This is a genomic window from Nocardia sp. NPDC004568 (assembly GCF_040609955.1).
In the GTDB taxonomy this organism is placed as follows: Bacteria; Actinomycetota; Actinomycetes; order Mycobacteriales; family Mycobacteriaceae; genus Nocardia.
In genome coordinates, this window is record NZ_JBEXLL010000002.1 from 186,329 (window position 1) to 205,293 (window position 18,965).

Consider the following 18,965-nt stretch of genomic DNA (forward strand, 5'->3'; position numbering starts at 1 on the left):
ACCAGTGAGCGTGACCGCCGATTCTCCGACCAGAATTCATCCGGCATTTCCCGGATGCTGGGCGGCGGTTTCCTCGAGAACGGCCATGGCCGCATTGTGCCCGCCGATTCCGCTCACTCCGCCCCCACGCACCGCGCCCGCTCCGCAGCGCAGCACATTCGCGTGCGCGGTCGCCACGCCCCAGCGTTGGGCCAGCGTGTCCGCGGGCCCGGTCCGATAGGGGAAAGACAGATCACCGTGGAATATGTGCCCGCCGGGCAATCGCAGCGCGCGTTCCAGATCCACCGGTGTGGCGGCCTCCAGACACGGCGCGCCGTGGGCATCGCGGGCCAGGCAGTCCCGGACGGGTTCGGCCAGCACGGCGTCGAGCGCGTCGAGGCTCGCGGTGATCACGGCCTGTTTCGCGGCTTCCGGATCCGACTCGAAAAGACTTCTCGGAGTGTGCAATCCGAACAGCGTGAGGGTGTGCAGCGACGAATCGGCGGCGATACCGGGGTCGGTCAGGGTGTGGCAGTAGATCTCCGCGGGCGGGATCGCGGGCAGCCGTCCCGCCGCCGCCTCCCGGTACGCCCGCGCCAACTGCTCATAGGTTTCAGCGATATGGAAGGTCCCGGCGAACGCGTCGTGCGCGGTCACCGCGGGGTCGCGTAGGCGCGGCAACCGCTCCAGCACCATATTGATCTTCATCTGCGCGCCTTCGGGTTCTCCGTCCACCGATTCGCCCAGCAGCCGCGCCGCCTCGGTGGGCGAGGCGTTGACGAGCACATACCGTGCCGCCACGGTCCCGGTCGCCGCCCCGGCGAATTCCACCGCCGCGGTGCGCCCGTCGGTCGCCACGCCGGTCACCTCCGTACCGGTCACCAGTTCCGCTCCCGCGGCCCGGGCCGCGTCGGCCAGCGCGTCGGTCAGCGCACCCATACCGCCCACCGGCACATCCCAGTCGCCGGTGCCGCCGCCGATCACGTGGTAGAGGAAACAGCGGTTCTGGGCAAGGGATGGATCGTGCGCATGGGTGAACGTGCCGATGAGGGCGTCGGTGAACACCACGCCGCGCACCACGTCGTCGGCGAAATACTCTTCGATCGTCTCGCCGAGGGGCCGCTCGAACAGGTCCGCCCACACCCGGCCGCCCACCCGCTGCCGGAGCCGGTCGGCGGTCGGCAGTGGCTCGGTGAGCGTCGGGAAAACCGCCCGTGCCACCTCCCCCGTCATCGCGTAGAACCGTTGCCACGCCGTGAACTCACGGTCCGATCCGGTGACTCGCACGAAACTGTCCCGGGTGGCCGCCGGGGACCGGTTGTCGACCAGCAGCCCCGACGATCCGACCGGCGTGTAGGACGAGATCCGCCGCTTACGCGTGCGGAAGCGCAGGCCCAGATCGCCGACTATCCGATCCGGCAGCAAGCTGACCAGATACGAGTAGCGGGACAACCGGACGTCGACACCGTCGAACACCCGGGCCGAGACGGCCGCGCCGCCGGTCGCCGCCGCCTGTTCCAGCACGAGCACCGACTGCCCGGCGCGGGCCAGATACGCCGCCGCGACAAGGCCGTTGTGCCCGCCGCCCACGATCACTACGTCGTACCGGGACCGCATCGCCATAGGACGTCGATACCACACTCCCGCGGCCTCGGCGGTGAGGCTAACCGAGCAGACCGCCCAGCAACCCGCCGCTCTGTCCGGCTTCCTGCCCGCCACCGGTCCCGCCGAGCATCCCGCCGGGCGGCAACTCCGAGGGCTGCACGATCACGAAACCCCGGCCGGCGAACGACAAGGTGATGCCCTCACCGGTGCTGCGGCCGATCAGTCGGCCGAGCCCGAAGGAATCGTTGCGTTTCACGCTCGTCTGCAGGCTCGACGACCAGGCGATGGCCGCCTGCGGATCGGCATAGGTGGGCTGATCGACATTGAGCACGACCGGGCCGCCGTGGCTGGTGATGGCGATCCGGCCGCGGCCGGTGAACACGCAGTTGAACAGGCCGGCGTTACTGGCGAAACCGGCCGCGCCCTGCACCATCCGGATGTCGTAACCCAGGGTCGGGTCGAAGGCGAGCACATTGGACCCGTTGATGGTGAGCCCGTCGGTACCGTCCAGATCGATGATGTGCACATCGGCCGCGCCGTTGGCGACGAACAGATCACCGCGCCCGGATACTTTCATCAGCGGGACGCCCTCGCCGGTGAGCCGCTGCTGGATCGCCCGCCCGATCCCCCCGGAGCCGAGCGCCTGGAAATGCAGATCGCCCTGATAGGCGACCATGGATCCGGAGCGGACCAGCGTTTCGCCGTTCACCCCGACCTTGATCATCTTGCTGCCCTGCTTCTGGATGCCCATCCCGGACACTTCGGCATGACGCGGGTCGAACAGCTCGCTGTGCATCGGCTGAGCTCCTTGCTGGGAAGAATATGCGGGGGGCTGGTGCGCGGGGGCGGGCGGCACCGGATGGGCCGGCCCGGGTGGATAAGGCTGCTGGGGCGGATAACCGGGCGCCGGCGGGTATCCGGCCGCCGGCGGCGCGGCGGGGTACCCGGAGGGCGGCACCGGCGGCGGGCCGGGATGTTGCGGGTACTGCGGCGCCTGATGCTGCGGCGCCGGAGACCGCGGGGGCTGATACTGCGGAGCGGAAGGGGGCTGCGCCGCAACCGGATTGGCTACCATGGTGGGATCCGTACGAGACGCGGGCGGTGCCGGGGCGGGGGCCGGCGGGACCGGATCGTCGTCGACGTTCACCCCGAAATCGGTAGCGATACCCGCCAGGCCGTTGTCGTACCCCTGCCCGACCGCACGCACCTTCCACGCGCCCGCCCGGCGATAGATCTCCACGCAGATCACCGCGGTCTCGGTGCTCAGCTTCGACACCGCGAAGGTGAGCGTGCCCTGCTGCCCGGTCACCGTCGCGGTGAGCGACCCCACCGAACCGAAGGTGGGCGGCCCACTGCCGTCCAGACTCGCGGTGACCACCACCTTGTCGATATCACCGGGAACGGCCGGAGTCTGCACGTCGACGACATCGCCGGCGCCCTGCCCGTGCCGGTAGGTCACCCCCGGCCCGGCGGGCTGGTTGAAGAACACGAAATCGCCGTCGGACCTGACCTTTCCGTTCGCGGCGAGCAGCAGCGCCGAAACATCGACCGGCGCGGAGCAGGTCACCGTCACTGTCAGCCGGTCACCCGGCGCGGGCCGGTTCTCCCCCGGCGCGAGCGCGGTCACCTCGTATCACCCCGACCCGATAGGTACCGGACCGGGTATAGCCCGGTCTCCCGGGCGACCCGGCCCCCGGCCGCCCACCCGTATGACTTCTGATCCACACCGACGAGTCTGACCGATAGCGCCCGCGGCGCGCCACCGCAGTATTCGACACGCCGCCCGCGAGCACACCACCTGCGACGAAACGCCACGGCACCCGGCGACGATGACTCCGGTGAACCGCCGCCGAACCTGAGAATTTTCACAGCCGCAGCACAGCCAACGGCCAGGCCACGGCGGCATCCTGGAATCAGACGAGCGGAACTCGGCATCAGGGAGGAACCCATGGTGGACTTCGAGATCACCGGCACCACCGTCACTGTTCACGTCCGCGGCGCGCACCGAGTGCTGTCGCTGTGTGACCACATCACCTTCGACCTCACCAATATCGTGGCCGTCGAACCGGCCGAAATCGACCGCCGGCCCCCCTGGGTGCGGGCCCCCGGGGTGTTCTTCCCCGGCGCGATCGCCGCGGGCACCTTCCGCGGCAAGGGCCGGAAGGAATACTGGGACACCCTCTTCGGCGGGAATGCCGTCCGCATCGACCTGCGGGGACACGATTACACCCGCCTGGTGGTCGACGTCGACGACCTCGCCACCGCGATAGGTTCCCTCCGCCACGCCGCCGCGGCCTGAGGGCGGCCCACCGATCCGCCGATCGACCTCTTCGCGCGAGGCCGACCGGCGGATCTGTGTGGCAGTCATGGGTCACGCCCCCGGACGGTTCCTGCAAGTATTCAGCAGGGCAGCGAGCAGACCAGCAAGGAACCCGATCGCCACCGCCACGGAGGCTGCGGACCCGCCCGTATGACGGGTCGTCGAGGTACGGCCCCCACATGCCGAAATTGCTGGGGCGGTTCTATGAGGGTGTGCTCAGATGTTTCCGAAGATCGGCAATGAACTCGCTGTAGATGCCGGTGAACGTCTCACGAAGTAGATCGACGGCGTCCGCCTCACAGTCGAAGTCGCCGTACCATTCGACGAATGTCCGTTCCGAATCGGTGACCGGCAGCACATGAACGGTACCCCGGTACGACCCCACTGGGAACGGAGCCTGTGCATCGTCGAATTCATAGGCGTAGCTCCGGTGAGGTCCGTCGTAGGCGACAAGCCGCTCGCCGACGACACGGCCGTCGACCAGGGTCACGCGGCGCACGGAACCGATCCCTTCGCCACCTTCGGGCTCCGAGGTGGCGATCATCGCCACCCACCTCGCCAGGCTGTGGAAATCACCCAGCACAGACCACACCCGCGATACCGGAGCATCCAGGATGGAGCTCACGTAAGCACGGCTCATATAGATCACCATTTCCTCGTTGCCGACCGGAGTGGCGGTGGTACCGCGGACTCGTCCGGTCGGGGCCTTGTACGGTCCTCGTGGCGGCGGAAGTGCTGTCGTAACAGCCCGCCGCGGTCGTGTTACGCCGTCGAACGACGATTCAGCAAATCCTCGGTGAAGGCTGGTGGCTCGCCTGGGCGTGCCCGGTCCATCTGGGCGAGACGGCCATGGGCTCGCATGTAGTGAATCGGGACGTTCATCGCCCAGTCGAACCAGGCATCAAGCGACCGTTCGATTCGAATCTGTTGCGGCACCGAGAATTTACCGATGGAGCGGCGAACGTCCTCCCTACGAATCGGTAGGTTGGCTACCAGTTCCACGATTTCGGCGGTGACCGTCTCGATCGCCGTACGACGGTCGAGACCACCGGCATGCTCGCGGATCAGCACGTAGTTGTTGGGGTCGCCGTTGGCGGCATCGTGGTCGACGCCCAACACATCGTTGGTCCATGTCGTGAAGTCGTTGAGATCATCGGCATACCGAGAGCATGCGGAACCGTACCGGATCGATTCCGGTATCTCCATACCTTCGCACGCTTCGATGATGTCGAACACCATGTCCGCCGCACCTGCCCGACGGCGGATGACCTTGAATTCTTCCGGGTCGGGAAAGGTACCCGTCAACCGGAGTACGTTCTCCGCGCGTTGCGCGGCGAACACTTCATCGGCATGAGAGACGTACCTGTCCCACCACTCGTCCGATACATGCGGCGCGGTGCAGCGGCACAGATCCGCCACCGCGGCCGAGAAATTGCGAGTTCGAGCGGAACCATCTACACCACGTGAATGGAAGACGTAGTGGAGATCCTTCTGCAAGGCGACGAAGTCTTCGGTGCGTCCGGTGAGGACTGCCAGGTCCTGCTGGTCGTCCAGCAGGAAGTAATAGGTGAACCACTGTGCGAACAGTGCCAGTCGTTCGGGCGGCGCCGTGGTACATCCATAGGCCAACATGTCGGCATATCGGAGCTGGTCGAACATCTCCTGTCGATGCGGATCGCCGAGCAGTCCGTACTGGTTCGCCCAGTTCCGGGTCATCATGTGTGCCTGCTCGGCGTGCCCGTTACGGGCGCTGGACACCTGACCGCACGGCACGCCGAACGACTCGATCACTTCCAGTGCCATTTTCGCCGTCGCGTCGACGGCGGACGGTCCGGCTGCCTCGTTACAACGGGATCGATTCATCGTTCGCCACCGGCCGAGCACCGAGTCACGGACGAACGCGCCACGGCACGCATATGCAAGCCTCTCGGGCGGATGACCGCGGCCACTCCGGGACGAACTCGCTGACCCGGCAGGGGCTGTAGCTGCCATCGGGCGGAAATACCGGCCAAGGCGAGAGCAGCCTCGGTGAGAGCGAACGCGTCACCGAGGCATTTCCGGGCTCCCCGCCAAAGGGGATATAGGCGTGACGTGAGATCGATCGAGCTCGTTCCGGTAACCAGCGGTCGGGGTCGAAACGATCGGGCTGTTCGAAGATGCCTGGATGATGATGCAGGAGGTAGGCGCTGTAGACGACCGTGGTACCGGCAGGAAGGAGATGGTTGCCGAGGCGGGTTTCGGCGGTGACCGTACGGGTGAACATCCATCCCGCCGGCCACAGCCGTAGGGTTTCGGCGATGATGCGGCGGGTCAATTCCAGGCGAGGCAGGTCGGCATAGGTCACGGGACGCCCGGCCAGGACTTCGTCGACTTCCGCGTGCAACCGGTCACGTATCTCGGTATGTCCGGCCAGTAGGTGAAATGCCCACGCCAGTGTGGAGGCCGTGGTATCGGTTCCGGCGAAGAAGAACGATACGACCTGATCGAGGATCTCGCTGTCGCTCAGACCGCGACTATCCGCTTCTCCGTCGCGGGTGGACAGCAGCACGGACAGTAGATCGTCCCGGCCGGAGTATTCGGTCCGCCGATCGACGATGATCGTCTGAAGAGTTCGCCGTAGCCGGATTCTGGCTCGTCGGTAGCGGCGCCACCTCGGTGTGGGGAACTTGCCGAGCGCAGGTGGTATCAGCATCTGTTCGACGATGCCGGACAGCACAGTGGTGAGATCGTCGAGCGCCCGCCGGCGCAGCTGCGTGGGCAGGGCGTCGGTGAACATCATGGCAGCTGTTGTTGTGGAGGTGATCGTGGTCATCTCGGCGAGTACGTCGAGTACCTGACCTGGTCGCCAGGAGCCGACCACCTCATCGATCCGGTCGTTCATGACCTGTGCATAACGGGGCAGACGATCCGCATGGAACGCCGGTTGCACCAGACGTCGCTGCCGCCGGTGCACACTGTGCGGACAGGTTCCGAGTCCGTCGCCGAAAACCTCTCGTGCGCGCTCGATGAACAGCCCCCCTTTATCGAAGAGGCGATCGTGGCTCAATACTTGCCAGGTCAACTCTGGATCGCACACCACGACAGCCTGGGCGGGGCCGAGTCGGATTCGCACCAGATCACCACAGGCCGGAAGTAGTCGGAAGAAAGCCAGAGGTTCGCGGAGCAGTGCGGGAATATGACCTAGAATCCACCATTCTCGTGGTGCCGCGGGAATGGTGGTCAAGGTTTTCATAGCATAACTTCATTCCGAAAGTGGGCCGTCGACCTATATCTATTTCGTGAATCGATATAGCGACCGCGAGATCATTTTTGCTCCGCTAGGACAGTAGCACCTCGCGTGTCACGTGACAATGTATCCCGATTCAGATCAAGGCTCGGGGCGTGGCCACCACAATGATCTTCCGATCCGCCGGAACGTCTGGGAGCTTCTGAAAATAGCAGAGAATCCAAGCAGGACAACGAGATACCGGTTCCGTGGCTCTCCACGCGGAGGAACAAGCCAACTGGCGCGGTGCTGGACCAATATTTCGCCGACGAATCCGAATATTCCAGGTCCGGCGGGGAGAGTCATCTGGGGGCCACGGAAACACCGTCCGGTGCCAGCTCATCGGTTCGCATGGTTGAAGATGTCGATGGCCGACACCCTGGCCGCCCATCAGCCCGACCGCAGCCGCGCCGCCCTGGCGTTCGAGAGCAGGCCCGGCAGTTCCGACGGCAGCATTGGCCCACCGTGAAATAAACTGCGCCCCTGTCCTACGACCTCAATCCTCGGAATCCGCAGGGGGAAAACCGAATCGGTCGAACTGGCCGACCCGTGCCCGCGCGCACGGAATCAGTGTCTCGTGTCAGCTTCGTGGAACAGTCAACGCTGGCGTTTCCACAGCCGTCCGAGTGGGCGATTCTGTTCTCTTGCCGAGGAGCGGAGGGGGCCGAACCCGACCCAGGAGCCATCGGCTACCGCGTGGCATTTTCGTGCACGCCGACGTGATGCGCACAGGCTATCAACATTTCGAGCGGGACCGAAGAGCATCGGGCCGCGAATACACCCGCGAAGTTATCGGGAGTTTCGCAACAACGAAATATTGTAGCGAACTCGATAGATTCGACCGCAGATGCCTTGCTGCTTCCGATCGGCGTAGACTGCAGGGATCACTCACTTCGTCGCCGCACCTACGAAAACTCTGTCCCGCAACGCCTTCCCATATTTCTCTTTGCCCTGTGGTTCGTTCGAAAACACGTCCAGAATACTCGTCACCGAAACGCTATATGGCACAGAGCTTTCGACCTGCGCACGGGATCGTACGGCATCCCCACCCCGTGCTGTTGAGGATCCTGAGCGGCCCGCCCTTCGGAAAGCCGATTGATCCCATAGCTGGATGGTGGATATGCCGCCTCGGTGGGCGTCACCGGCATGGGATCCGGGAGCGGGAGGGCCACGGCCTTACCGCCGACGAAGTCGCCACGGTGGTCGCGTTCCCGCTGTCCGCGGACGCCTGGTTCGTCCCGGAGGCCGGATATCTGGTCGACGGCTGCTACACCATCCTCTGATCCGATCCCGGGCCTACTCGTCGGCGATATCGGGTTCCGGTTTCGGCTGCCGGGTGACGATCCGCAGCACCGGCTCCACCACACGCGTCACGATCGGGCCGACCGAGGCCATCAGCAGCACGTAAGTCGTGGCGAGCGCGGCGAATTCATCGGGTACCGCGCCCGCGGCCACTGCCAGGCCGGCGATGACGATGGAGAATTCACCGCGTGCCACCAGTGCCGCACCGGCGCGGGCACGACCCAGCCGCGAGGAGCCGGCGTGCGCGGCGGCCCACCAACCGGTGGCGATCTTGGTGATCGTCGTGATCACGGCGAGCAGGACCGCCCAGCCCAGCACCGGCGGGATACTGCGCGGATCGGTGGTCAGGCCGAAGAGTACGAAGAACATGGCCGCGAACAGATCTCGCAGCGGTTCCAGGATCTTGGTCGCGTTGTGCGCGGTGGTATCGGAGATCGCGATACCCAGCAGGAACGCGCCGACCGCCGCCGACACCTGTAGCGCGGAGGCCACGCCGGCCACCAGCAGCGCCGAACCGAGCAGTTTGAGCAGGAAGATCTCGCGATCGTCGCTGGCCACCACGGCGGAGACGTATTTGCCGTACCGGAACGCGACCACGAGCACGACGGTCACCGCGAGCAGCGCGATGCCCAGCGATTGCAGGCCGGCCACGAATCCGAGGCCCGCCAGTACCGCGGTCAGCACCGGCAGGTAGGCGGCCATCGCGAGATCCTCGAAGACCAGGATCGACAAGATCACCGGGGTCTCCCGGTTACCGAGCCGGCCCAGGTCGTTCAGGACCTTCGCGATGATCCCGGACGACGAGATATAGGTGACACCGGCCATCGCCAGCGCCCCGGTGGGGCCCAGCCCCAGCAGCAGGGCGACCACCACACCGGGCGTGGTGTTCAGGATCAGGTCCAGCAGGCCGGCCATCCAGGATCTTCGCATCCCGGTGAACAATTCGGCCGCACTGTATTCCAGACCCAGCAGCAACAGCAGCAGCACCACACCGATCTCGCTGGCGAGATGGATGAACTCGTCGGCTTCGTGTAGTCCGAAGAAACCTCCTTCCCCGAACACCAATCCACCCACGAGATACAGGGGGATCGGGGACATGCCGATCCGGGCTGCGATGCGTCCGAGCACTCCGAGCCCGAAGAACACCGCCCCCAGCTGGATCATCGCCAGCGTGGTCGCATTCATCGCTACAGGTTCAGCCGTCTTTCAAGATATCCGCGGCGCTGTCCAGGCCCTCCGAGGTGCCCACCACGATCAACACATCACCACCGGTGAACACGAAGTCCGGCCCCGGGGCGGGCATCGCCTGGCCGGCGCGCATCACCGCCACGATCGATGCCTTGGTCCGGGTCCGCATCCGGGTCTCGCCCAGGGTCCGCCCGTCGTAGGGTGAATTATCACCGACCGGCAATTGCCGGGTGTTCACACCGTCCATGTCCCGGTGCTCGTTGCGCAGCTGGCCCACCAGCTGCGGGGCACCCAGCAGATTGGCCAGCGTGCCCGCCTCGGCCTCGGTCATCGGAATCTGCGTGGTGGCGTCGGGATCGCCGATCCTGGTGAAGATCAGATCGATCGTCCCGTCCTTGTGATCGACGACCCCGATCCGCCGGCGTACAGCGGTGAGCGGAAAATCCTTGCGGACGCCTATTCCCGGCAAGGGTGTCACTTCGACGTTCACGATGTCACCTTAACTCGACTGCGAGCGCGGACCGATAGCCGCACACACTAGCGCTACCCCGTAGGGCCCGGTCCCGAACCTTTCCGGCGGTCGGGATCGGCCGGTAGCGGCAGGTTCCGACCGCGGTGCCACGCGCCCGTCAGGCGCCGTTCATCGGGCCCGTTCGGCGGCGAGCACGACATGACGCATGAGCAGCGCCGTGGTCACCGGGCCCACGCCGCCCGGCACCGGGCTCAGCCCGGCCGCGATACCGCGGACCGATTCCGCGTCGACGTCGCCGACGATCTTGCCGTCGGCGGCCTCGTTGGTGCCCACATCGATCACCACGGCGCCCTCGCGCACATTCGCGCCGGTCACCAGCCCGATCCGGCCCGCGGCGGCGACGACCACATCGGCGACCGCGGTGACCGCGGGCAGGTTCGTGGTCCGGGAATGGCAGACGGTGACCGTCGCGTTCTTCGCCAGCAGCAGTTGTGCCAGCGGTTTGCCGACGACATTGGACCGTCCCACGATGGCGACGTGCCGCCCGGCCAGTGCGATGTCGTGATGCTCGAGCAGCTCCACCACCGCTTCGGCCGTGGCCGGCGCGAACCCGGCAGATCCCGCGGTGAGCAGTCCGAGCGACAGCGGGCTCACCCCGTCGACATCCTTGGTCGCCACGATCGCGGGGGACACCTCGTCGAGTGTCACGCCGGCGGGCAGTGGCGTCTGCAGCATGATGGCGTCGGTATCGGGGTCGGCGCTGCGCACGGCGAGCTCGGTGCGCAGCGCGTCGGCGGAGGCGTCCGCGCCGAGATCCACGGTCTCGCAATCTATTCCGCGATTGGCGGCCGATTTCTTCAGCGAGTTCACGTACCAGGCGCTGGCCGGATCGTCGTTCGCGACGACCAACGCCAGGCGCGGGGCGCGGCCCGCGTGCTCGGTCAGCGCCTGGGCTCGCGCGGTGGTGTCGGCGTTGATGGCGGCAGCGAGGTCTTTCCCGGTCAGCGATGCGGTATCCACGGATGTTCACCCTAACGGTTGTGGGCCGAGGGGACCCCACCCGCGGCTCCGCACAGCGCCGGATATTAGAGTGTCGATGGCACCGATACGCCCCGCAGAGCTGTAGCCAGGGGTTTCACGGGACATGTCCCCGATCGGACAGCCGCAAATACCGGGTTCCGGCCGATACCGGACCTATGGTGGGTTGCCACATACCGCACCCGAATTTCATCGAACGAATCATCTGCGAGAACCCCACTCCACCCGTGGAAAGGTGTCGCCGTAGTGCACAGTCGAAGAGGTTTGCAGTACCTGGTGGCGGCCGCGGCCGCCGCGACGAGTATCGCGCTCGCCGGGTTCGCCGGCGCGCCGGCCCAGGCCAGTCCTGATACAGACGCCCTGTACAACTCCGCTCAGCGCCATTTCACCGACGGCGATTCCGTGGCCGGCCGGGCCGCCCTCCAGGATCTGATCGGGCGGGATCCCACCGATGCCGAGGCGCTCTCCCTTCAGGCGATCTGGTCCCACTACGCGGGCGATATCCCGGCCCTCCACGATGCGATGGGCCGCCTGCGCGCCGTCGACAGCGCGATGGCCGCCGGGACCGACGGCGTCCTGCACGCGGTCGGCGCGGGTATCGCCACCCTCCCGAACCCACTGCCGGCCCTGGTCGGGCCCCAGACCGGGATCGTGGTCTTCGGTTTCGGGCTGCTCCCCGACGGTACGCCCCGCCCCGAACTCGCCGACCGCCTGCAGGCCGCCTGGCTGCAGGCCATCGCCTCACCGTTCTCGCCGATCGTCGTCAGCGGCAACAATCCGAGCAACGGAATCACCGAGGCCCAGGCCATGGCCGGCTGGCTGATCCACCGTGGTATCCCGGCCGAACGGATCCACGTGGAGAACCGAGCCGGTTCGACGGTCCAGAACGCGCTGTTCAGTGCCGATATCCTGCACGGTCTGGGCGCTCGGACCGCGGTGGCCGTGACCTCACCGAACCATATCCGGCGCGCGGTCGCCGATCTGTACGTCGCCGGGATCCCGGTGGTGGGCGCTACCACCTCGTTGAACCAGCTGGTCTCCCAGCTGCCGCCGCCCGGCAAACAGGCGCAGTACAGCATCTACCTCGATGCGACGCGCACGTTCCAGCTGAGCACCAGCCGCTGACCCCCTCGCGTGCGCACCGCCCCTCGGTTCGGCGAGCCGAGGGGCGGTTCCCGCTACCCGCCTGGTCCGGCCGGAGGACCGGGCACTCGGACCGACGCCACGGCCTCCCGGATCCGGTCCGCCGCCGCGTCCGGGGGGATATCGGCGATGAAGGCACCCATCGCCGACTCCGACCCGGCCAGGTATTTGATCTTGTCCGGACCGCGTCGGATCGAGGTCAGCTGCAGATGCAGGCGTACGGTATCGCGGCCGGTGTGCACCGGCGCCTGATGCCACGCGGCGATATAGGGGGTCGGATCGTCGTAGAGGGCGTCGATCCCGCGGAGCAGCCGCAGGTACAGGGTGGCGAGTTCGTCCCGCTCCGCCTCGTCGGTGGCCGCGAAATCCGGGATGTGCCGGTGCGGGAGCAGATGGACCTCGATCGGCCACCGGGCCGCGAACGGGACGAAGGCGGTCCACCGCTCCCCGGCCAGGACGACGCGTCCGCCCGCCCTCTCCCTGTCCAGGATGCGCTGGAACAGGTCCGGACCCAGCCGTCGCACGGAGTCGAGCACCCGGGCGGTCCGCGGTGTCACATAGGGGTAGCCATAGATCTGGCCGTGCGGATGCGGCAGTGTGACGCCGATGGCCTCGCCGCGGTTCTCGAACGGGAACACCTGCTCCACGCCGGGCAGCGCGGACAGTTCGGCGGTGCGATCGGCCCAGGCCTCGATCACGGTGCGGGCCCGGCCGGGGGTGAGGTCGCCGAACGACCCCGTGGGCGCCGGGCTGAAGCACACGACCTCGCAGCGCCCGACCGCCACCAGTTCCCGGTCGAAACCGAGGGCGGCCATATCGTCGAGTCCGGCCGGGACCGGCAGCGCGCCGGCCGCCCCGTTCGCCAGCGTGGGACCGAAGGACGGGGACCGGTTCTCGAACACCGCGACGTCGTACTGATCGGGTATCTCCGACGGGTTACCCGGGGTCTGCGGAGCGAGCGGGTCACGCTCGGCCGGCGGTAGCACCACCCGGCTCTGCCGGGCCGCGGCGATGGAGATCCATTCGCCGGTGAGGACGTCCTGGCGCATCACCGCGGTCGGCGGCCGGGGTTCCAGGCGGCGGGTGTCGATACGGCGTTCGGGTCCGAGGCGGGTGTCGGCGTCGTCGTAGTAGATGAGATCGCGGCCGTCGGCCAGTTTCGCGGTGCGCTTCACGATGCGGCTGGGCACCCGTTCACGATAACCAGCCGCGCGCGAGCGCCGCTTCCGCGCGGCGCCGGCGGGCCTGTCGCGGCGGCGGCACACGGTGCGCCGAGGTTCGCCCGCGGGCCGGACCGGGCCCCTGGCAGGGCCTCGGGCAGCAACGGGATCTGACCGCGATTCTCGCGGCCGCCACCCCGCTGTACACCGACCTCCCCGCGGACGGCCCGGATCGGGTACACCACCATTTCGGCGTCGCGGCGGTACTCACCGCGGACGGCCCGGACCGCCGCGCCCGGCGGGCCACCCAATCCTTCGAGGCATTGCTGAGCCGGAGCGGGTCGGGTCCCCCGGCCTCTACCGCGACGCCCGCGCGGACAGCGTGATCCCGCACCGCGCGGGCCGGGGCTATCGTGCCTCCGTCGACAGCGATGACCTGTCCGCCGGCTCAGGCACCGTCGCCGGAGAGCGGGAAGTCCACCGACGCGGCGATATCGGCCGGTTCGCCCACCCGCGGGCCCGGGCGCGTCCCGACCCGCGCACCCGCTGTCCGATTCCGCGAGAATTCGATTCTCTATTCAGAGAATGTAAAGATCACGCCGCCGGGGCCGCGCGGTGGATACGGCAGTATGGGTGTTGTGGACCAATCGGCGGTATCGGTGGATGTCGTAGCGTTGCGGTTCTGGGCCGACGACACCGCGGCCACCTTCGGAATCGCGGCCCGGCCGCACGAGCCCTTTGCCGGGCACGTCGCCCTACCCGGTGTCCTGCTGGGGCGCGGCGAACGCCTCGCCCAGGCGGCGCGCCGGGCCGTGCACACCAAACTCGGCGTACCCGGTGACGCCATCGGCCCGGTCGGCCAGCTGGTGACCTTCGACGAACCCAGTCGCGACCCCCGCGGACCCACGCTGTCCATCGTCATGTGGGCGGTGACCGGCCGGCACGACGGTCCCGCGCACTGGGCGTCGTTCGACGAACCACCCGCCCTGGCCTTCGATCACGACAGCATCGTGACCACGGCACGCGGCCTGCTCTCGGGGCTGCTCTGGAAAGACCCGGCGCTGACCCGGGCCCTGCTCGGCGAGGAGTTCCCGGCGACCCGTGCGGTCGATCTCACCACCTCCCTACTGGGCGCCCGGCCCGACGCGGCGAACCTGAACCGCACCCTCGCCGGTATCCCCGGGCTGCACAAGACCGACGAGCGTCGCCGGACCAAGGCCACCGGCCGGCCGGCCGCCGTCTGGTCCTTCGCCGACCGCTGACCGCCCGCGCGCCCCGTATTTCCGGTGCGCGTCGCGCGCGCAGCCGACAGACTGTGCCCATGACCGACACCGCCGATATCACCCGGCAGCTCCGCGCCGCCGGATGCGTGTTCGCGGAGGAGGAAGCGCAGCTGTTGATCGACGCGGCGGCCTCCGACGAGGAATTGGCGGGCCTGCTGGCCCGCCGGATCGCGGGCAGCCCGCTGGAGCACCTGCTCGGGTGGGTGCGGTTCCGCGGGATCCGGATCGGCGTCCGGGACGGCGTGTTCGTCCCGCGACAGCGTTCGGCCCTGCTCGTGGACGAGGCGCTGGCGCTGGCCGCGGCTCATCCGGTACGCACGGTGGTCGACCTGTGCTGCGGCTCCGGAGCACTGGGCCTGGCCCTGCTCACCGCACTCGATCCGCACCCGGTGGAATTGGTGGCCGCCGATATCGACCCCGTCGCGGTGGCCTGCGCCCGCGACAATCTGGCGGCGGTCGGCGGCCGGGTTCATCAGGGCGATCTGTTCGACGCGTTACCGGCCGACCTGCGTGGCCGGATCGATCTCCTGCTCGCCAACACCCCGTACGTACCCTCCGCCCTGATCGCGCGGCTGCCGCCGGAGGCCCGCGAGCACGAACCCCAGGTAGCCCTCGACGGCGGACCCGACGGCCTGGCGCTGGCCCGGCGCACCGCGGCGACGGCGGCCGGATGGCTGGCGCCGGGCGGAAGTCTGCTGATCGAGATAGGTGTCGATCAGGTGCCTGCCGCGATCGAACTGCTCACCGCGGGCGGGCTCACCGCCCGGATCGCGCGCTCGCCGGACCTCGACGCCACCATCGCCGTGGGCCGCCGGCCGGTCACTTCCGGCCGGTGAACTCGTCCATCGAGTGGTACACGCCCACGGTGTTCAGGAACAGATCCCGCAGCTTGAGCGGCAGTACGCCGGACAGCGCCTTGTTCAGGCGCGAGGTCCACGGCAGGATCACGACCGGCGTGCCCTTCTTCATCGCGGTCCAGGATGTCTCGACAACCTTGTGCCGGTCCAGGATCGGGGTGAGCCAGAAGCCCTTGGCGCCCTCGAACATGCCCGTGTCGATATAGGTCGGGCATACGGTGGTGACCTTGACATGGTCGTGACCGGCCTGCTCGAGTTCGATGCGCACCGAATCCGACCAGCCGAGTGCCGCCCATTTCGAGGCCGCGTACACACTCATACGGGGGTTGTGTACCAGCCCGGCCGAGGAGGCGATGGTGAGCACCCGGGCCTCGGTGGTCCCGGCGACCATGGCCGGCAGGAACTCCAGGGTCACATACATCGGCGCCAGCGAATTGATCGCCATGGTCCGGTCGATATCGCCGCGGTCCTTCGTTTCCCAGAAGTAGGTATTGCCGCGGACGATGCCGGCATTGTTCACCAGCACGTCGATATCACCGATCTCGACCCGCACCGAGGCCGCGGCCGCGGCGACCGCGGCGCTGTCGGAGACGTCGACCGTACAGGTGAGCACGGCGCCGCCGGCGGCGGTCAATTCGGCGGCGGTCTCGCGCAGAGCGGTGTCGTCGATATCCCAGAGCACCACGGCGGCGGCGCCTTCGCGCACCGCCCGGGCGGCGAAGAGTTTGCCCAGGCCCATGGCGGCCCCGGTGATCAGCACCTTCTTACCGGCCACCGTATCCAGTTTCATCGGTTCGGATCCTTGTCGTCGCAGTGAGCTGAGGCAGTGGCCTACTTCTGGCGCAGCGTCTTCATGACCCGGAAGTAGAGTGTCATGGTCTTCGCCCACATCGCCTCCGACATCCCCGGCAACGGCGCGATCGGCAGCATCCGCTGGACCGCGATGGTCTGGGTGTCCACGTACTTCAGCAGCCCTTCCGGGCCGTGCCGGCGGCCGGTTCCGGAGATACCCATCCCGCCCGACGGCGCGTCGGCGCTACCCCAGGCAGCGATGAAACCCTCGTTCACGTTCACCGAACCCGCGTTGATCCGCGCGGCGAATTCCCGGCCGCGGGCGGCGCTACGGGTCCAGACACTGGCATTGAGCCCGTACGGGGTGTCGTTGGCCTGGGTCACGGCCTCGTCGTCGGTGGCCACCTTGTAGATCGAGACGACCGGGCCGAAGGTCTCCTCGCGGTACACCGTCATCTCGGCGGTGACATCGGTGAGCACGGTGGGTTCGTAGAAGTACGGGCCGAGATCGGGGCGGTGGACACCGCCGGCGAGCACCGTCGCCCCCTTGGCGACGGCGTCGTCGACATGGGCGCGGACCGTATCGAGTTGCCGCGGGAAGGTCAGCGACCCCATATCGGTGGAGTAGTCCAGCGGCGAGCCCAGCTTCAACGCCTTGACCGCCGAGACGAATTCGTCCACGAAACGATCGTGCACGGCCTCGTGGACGTAGATGCGTTCCATGGATTCGCAGAGTTGGCCGGCCGAGGCGAAACTGGCCCGGACCGCCGTGCGGGCGGCCGCGACCGGATCGGCGTCCGACAACACCAGCAGCGGGTTCTTGCCACCGAGTTCGAGCGAGCAGCCGATGAGACGTTCACCGGCCTGACGGCCGATGGTGCGGCCGGTGGCGCTGGAACCGGTGTAGTCGACGTAGTCGGCACGGTCGATCACCTCACCGCCGATCACCGACCCACGGCCCAGCACGATCTGCCAGAGGTCTTCCGGGAGCCCGGCGCGGACCGCCGCGTCCACCGCCCACAGCGCGGTGAGCGCGGTCTGATTGTCGGGGCGGCCGACCACCGCGTTTCCCGCGACCAGGGCGGGCAGCGCGTCGGAAACGGCCAGCGCGAGGGGATAGTTCCACGGCGAGATCACCGCGACCACGCCCTTGGCCCGCTGATGCACCTGCACATCGGTGAGCACCGGCAGCACGCCGCGCGGATTGCGGCGCGCCAGGAGTTTCGGCGCGGTGGCGGCGTAGTAGCGGGAGTTGACCGCGACATCCCCGACCTCGTCGAAGGCGTGCGCCCGCGATTTACCCGTTTCGGTCTGGACGATATCGAGGATGGTGTCCTGTTCGGCCAGCACCAGATCGTGGAAACGCCGCAGCACCGCGGCCCGTTCGCGGACCGGGACCCGCGCCCACTGCCGCTGCGCGGTCCGCGCGCGGTCGAACGCCGCCTCGATATCGGCGACCGAGGACTGCGGCAACTCGGTGATCGGCTCCCCGGTGGCCGGCGCGTGCACCGTGACGGCCGGGGCGCCGCCGGCCGCGGCCCGCGCGAGCAGCGGTTGCACCAGATCCGGGGTCAGCGCGCCGGTGGCAGTGGGACGCTGGGCGGTCGTCATCGTCGGCGTTCTCCTGGTGTTCGCGCGCCGCGGCCGCAGAACCACAGCGGAAATGATTAATTAAACAGTGGTGTTAGGGTAATCCTCGTGCCGTACGCCGTGTCAAGGGCTCCGTTTCGCGCAACAGTCCCGCACCCTCGGGGGCTGTGGGATCTCACAGACCCACGGGAGGCCGCGTCGTGAGCGGCTCGGACACCGAGCGGACACCGCGGCGCGGCCGGCCACCGCAGACGCCCGAACAGGCCGATCGAGTGCGCGCCCGGATCGTGCGGGCCACCGCCGAGGTGTTCACCCGCAACGGGTCGCGCGGGTCGAGCGTCGCGCAGATCATCGAGCAGGCGGGCCTGTCGCGCCCGACCTTCTACCGCTACTTCGCCAACGCCACCGAACCGCTCAACGCGATCCTCGATATCTCCAATGCCGAACTCGTCGGCGGGATCGCCGCCGCGCTCGAGGCGTCCGGCGAGGGCGTGGAACTCGGGATCCGGCTCATCGACGCCTATCTCGACTGGGCGCGCGGGCACGGCCCCATGCTGCGGCCGCTGTTCGCCGAACTGCACGACCCCGGATCGCCGGTATCGGCGTACCGCAACCACGCGCTGGACGGAATCCGCGCGATCGTCCGCACCAAGTTCACCGAACTGGGCCGCCCGGTTCCCGCACCGCTCGATCTCGATGCGGCCCTGCACGTGTGCGAGTACGTGGTCTACCGGATATCGGCCGCGGCCGCACCGGGCGGCGAACCGGACCCCGGCACCGTGGCGGCGGCTCGGACGACCATGATCCGCGTGGTGCTGGCCACCCTCGGCACTACCGACGATGTGCACTACGCGATGAGCCTGCCCGGGATCTTCCCATCCGCCCCGGCCGACTCTCCCGGCAACTGACCGCGATACCGGCGGCCGGCCCGCGCCCGGCTTCCCACCGCGACCCGCTTCGCCGGCGCCGGG

At 67.9% G+C, this 18,965-nt stretch carries 17 protein-coding genes; 6 read left to right on the forward strand and 11 right to left on the reverse strand.

What is annotated here, in order from left to right; translation table 11 throughout:
- Positions 1-36: 36 nt before the first annotated feature.
- Complete coding sequence (locus ABZV91_RS01825) at positions 37-1,602, reverse strand: NAD(P)/FAD-dependent oxidoreductase (RefSeq protein ID WP_355233913.1); 1,566 nt, start codon at positions 1,600-1,602, stop codon at positions 37-39.
- A 40-nt stretch (positions 1,603-1,642) separates the two neighbouring features.
- On the reverse strand, positions 1,643-3,211 hold the full coding sequence (locus ABZV91_RS01830) for an AIM24 family protein (RefSeq protein WP_355233915.1): 1,569 nt from the start codon (positions 3,209-3,211) through the stop codon (positions 1,643-1,645).
- Between the two features lie 321 nt (positions 3,212-3,532).
- Between ABZV91_RS01830 and ABZV91_RS01835 the strand changes: the two genes are divergently transcribed.
- A complete protein-coding gene (locus ABZV91_RS01835) occupies positions 3,533-3,883 on the forward strand; it encodes a hypothetical protein (RefSeq protein WP_355233917.1) in 351 nt (116 codons plus the stop codon).
- Positions 3,884-4,106: 223 nt separating this feature from the next.
- On the opposite strand, the gene ABZV91_RS01840 is transcribed toward ABZV91_RS01835, so the two are convergent.
- From ABZV91_RS01840 to ABZV91_RS01850, 3 genes are all read right to left on the reverse strand, one after another.
- Entirely contained in the window at positions 4,107-4,556 is a 450-nt protein-coding gene (locus ABZV91_RS01840) for an SRPBCC family protein (protein WP_355233919.1), read from the reverse strand.
- 110 nt (positions 4,557-4,666) lie between these two features.
- Positions 4,667-5,767, reverse strand: coding sequence for a terpene synthase family protein (locus ABZV91_RS01845; RefSeq protein ID WP_355233921.1), 1,101 nt, complete (start codon positions 5,765-5,767; stop codon positions 4,667-4,669).
- 25 nt (positions 5,768-5,792) lie between these two features.
- The gene (locus ABZV91_RS01850) at positions 5,793-7,136 is read right to left on the reverse strand and encodes a cytochrome P450 (RefSeq protein WP_355233923.1); all 1,344 of its coding nucleotides are present in this window, start codon (positions 7,134-7,136) and stop codon (positions 5,793-5,795) included.
- A gap of 1,085 nt (positions 7,137-8,221) precedes the next feature.
- Between ABZV91_RS01850 and ABZV91_RS01855 the strand changes: the two genes are divergently transcribed.
- Positions 8,222-8,452, forward strand: a complete 231-nt coding sequence (locus ABZV91_RS01855; protein ID WP_355233925.1) for a hypothetical protein — start codon at positions 8,222-8,224, stop codon at positions 8,450-8,452.
- Between the two features lie 13 nt (positions 8,453-8,465).
- On the opposite strand, the gene ABZV91_RS01860 is transcribed toward ABZV91_RS01855, so the two are convergent.
- From ABZV91_RS01860 to ABZV91_RS01870, 3 genes are all read right to left on the reverse strand, one after another.
- The gene (locus ABZV91_RS01860) at positions 8,466-9,656 is read right to left on the reverse strand and encodes a cation:proton antiporter (protein ID WP_355233927.1); all 1,191 of its coding nucleotides are present in this window, start codon (positions 9,654-9,656) and stop codon (positions 8,466-8,468) included.
- 10 nt (positions 9,657-9,666) lie between these two features.
- The gene (locus ABZV91_RS01865) at positions 9,667-10,149 is read right to left on the reverse strand and encodes a TrkA C-terminal domain-containing protein (RefSeq protein WP_355233929.1); all 483 of its coding nucleotides are present in this window, start codon (positions 10,147-10,149) and stop codon (positions 9,667-9,669) included.
- Between the two features lie 150 nt (positions 10,150-10,299).
- On the reverse strand, positions 10,300-11,151 hold the full coding sequence (locus tag ABZV91_RS01870) for a bifunctional 5,10-methylenetetrahydrofolate dehydrogenase/5,10-methenyltetrahydrofolate cyclohydrolase (RefSeq protein ID WP_355233931.1): 852 nt from the start codon (positions 11,149-11,151) through the stop codon (positions 10,300-10,302).
- Positions 11,152-11,415: 264 nt separating this feature from the next.
- Between ABZV91_RS01870 and ABZV91_RS01875 the strand changes: the two genes are divergently transcribed.
- Positions 11,416-12,294 (forward strand): YdcF family protein, encoded by an 879-nt coding sequence (locus ABZV91_RS01875; RefSeq protein ID WP_355233933.1) that lies wholly within the window; start codon positions 11,416-11,418, stop codon positions 12,292-12,294.
- A 53-nt stretch (positions 12,295-12,347) separates the two neighbouring features.
- On the opposite strand, the gene galT is transcribed toward ABZV91_RS01875, so the two are convergent.
- Complete coding sequence (gene galT / locus ABZV91_RS01880) at positions 12,348-13,502, reverse strand: galactose-1-phosphate uridylyltransferase (RefSeq protein WP_355233935.1); 1,155 nt, start codon at positions 13,500-13,502, stop codon at positions 12,348-12,350.
- Positions 13,503-14,110: 608 nt separating this feature from the next.
- On the opposite strand from galT, the gene ABZV91_RS01885 reads away from it, so the two are divergent.
- Positions 14,111-14,734 (forward strand): NUDIX hydrolase, encoded by a 624-nt coding sequence (locus ABZV91_RS01885; RefSeq protein WP_355233971.1) that lies wholly within the window; start codon positions 14,111-14,113, stop codon positions 14,732-14,734.
- 59 nt (positions 14,735-14,793) lie between these two features.
- Positions 14,794-15,591 (forward strand): putative protein N(5)-glutamine methyltransferase, encoded by a 798-nt coding sequence (locus ABZV91_RS01890; RefSeq protein ID WP_355233937.1) that lies wholly within the window; start codon positions 14,794-14,796, stop codon positions 15,589-15,591.
- Here the strand turns inward: ABZV91_RS01890 and ABZV91_RS01895 are convergent.
- On the reverse strand, positions 15,575-16,402 hold the full coding sequence (locus ABZV91_RS01895; protein ID WP_355233939.1) for an SDR family NAD(P)-dependent oxidoreductase: 828 nt from the start codon (positions 16,400-16,402) through the stop codon (positions 15,575-15,577). The genes ABZV91_RS01890 and ABZV91_RS01895 overlap by 17 nt on opposite strands.
- Positions 16,403-16,443: 41 nt before the next feature.
- Positions 16,444-18,015 carry a succinic semialdehyde dehydrogenase gene (locus ABZV91_RS01900; protein WP_355233941.1) on the reverse strand — a complete coding sequence of 524 codons (1,572 nt, stop codon included), beginning with the start codon at positions 18,013-18,015 and terminating at the stop codon, positions 16,444-16,446.
- 179 nt (positions 18,016-18,194) lie between these two features.
- Here ABZV91_RS01900 and ABZV91_RS01905 point away from each other — a divergent pair, with 179 nt between their 5' ends.
- Positions 18,195-18,902 (forward strand): TetR/AcrR family transcriptional regulator, encoded by a 708-nt coding sequence (locus ABZV91_RS01905; RefSeq protein WP_355233943.1) that lies wholly within the window; start codon positions 18,195-18,197, stop codon positions 18,900-18,902.
- Positions 18,903-18,965: the final 63 nt, after the last annotated feature.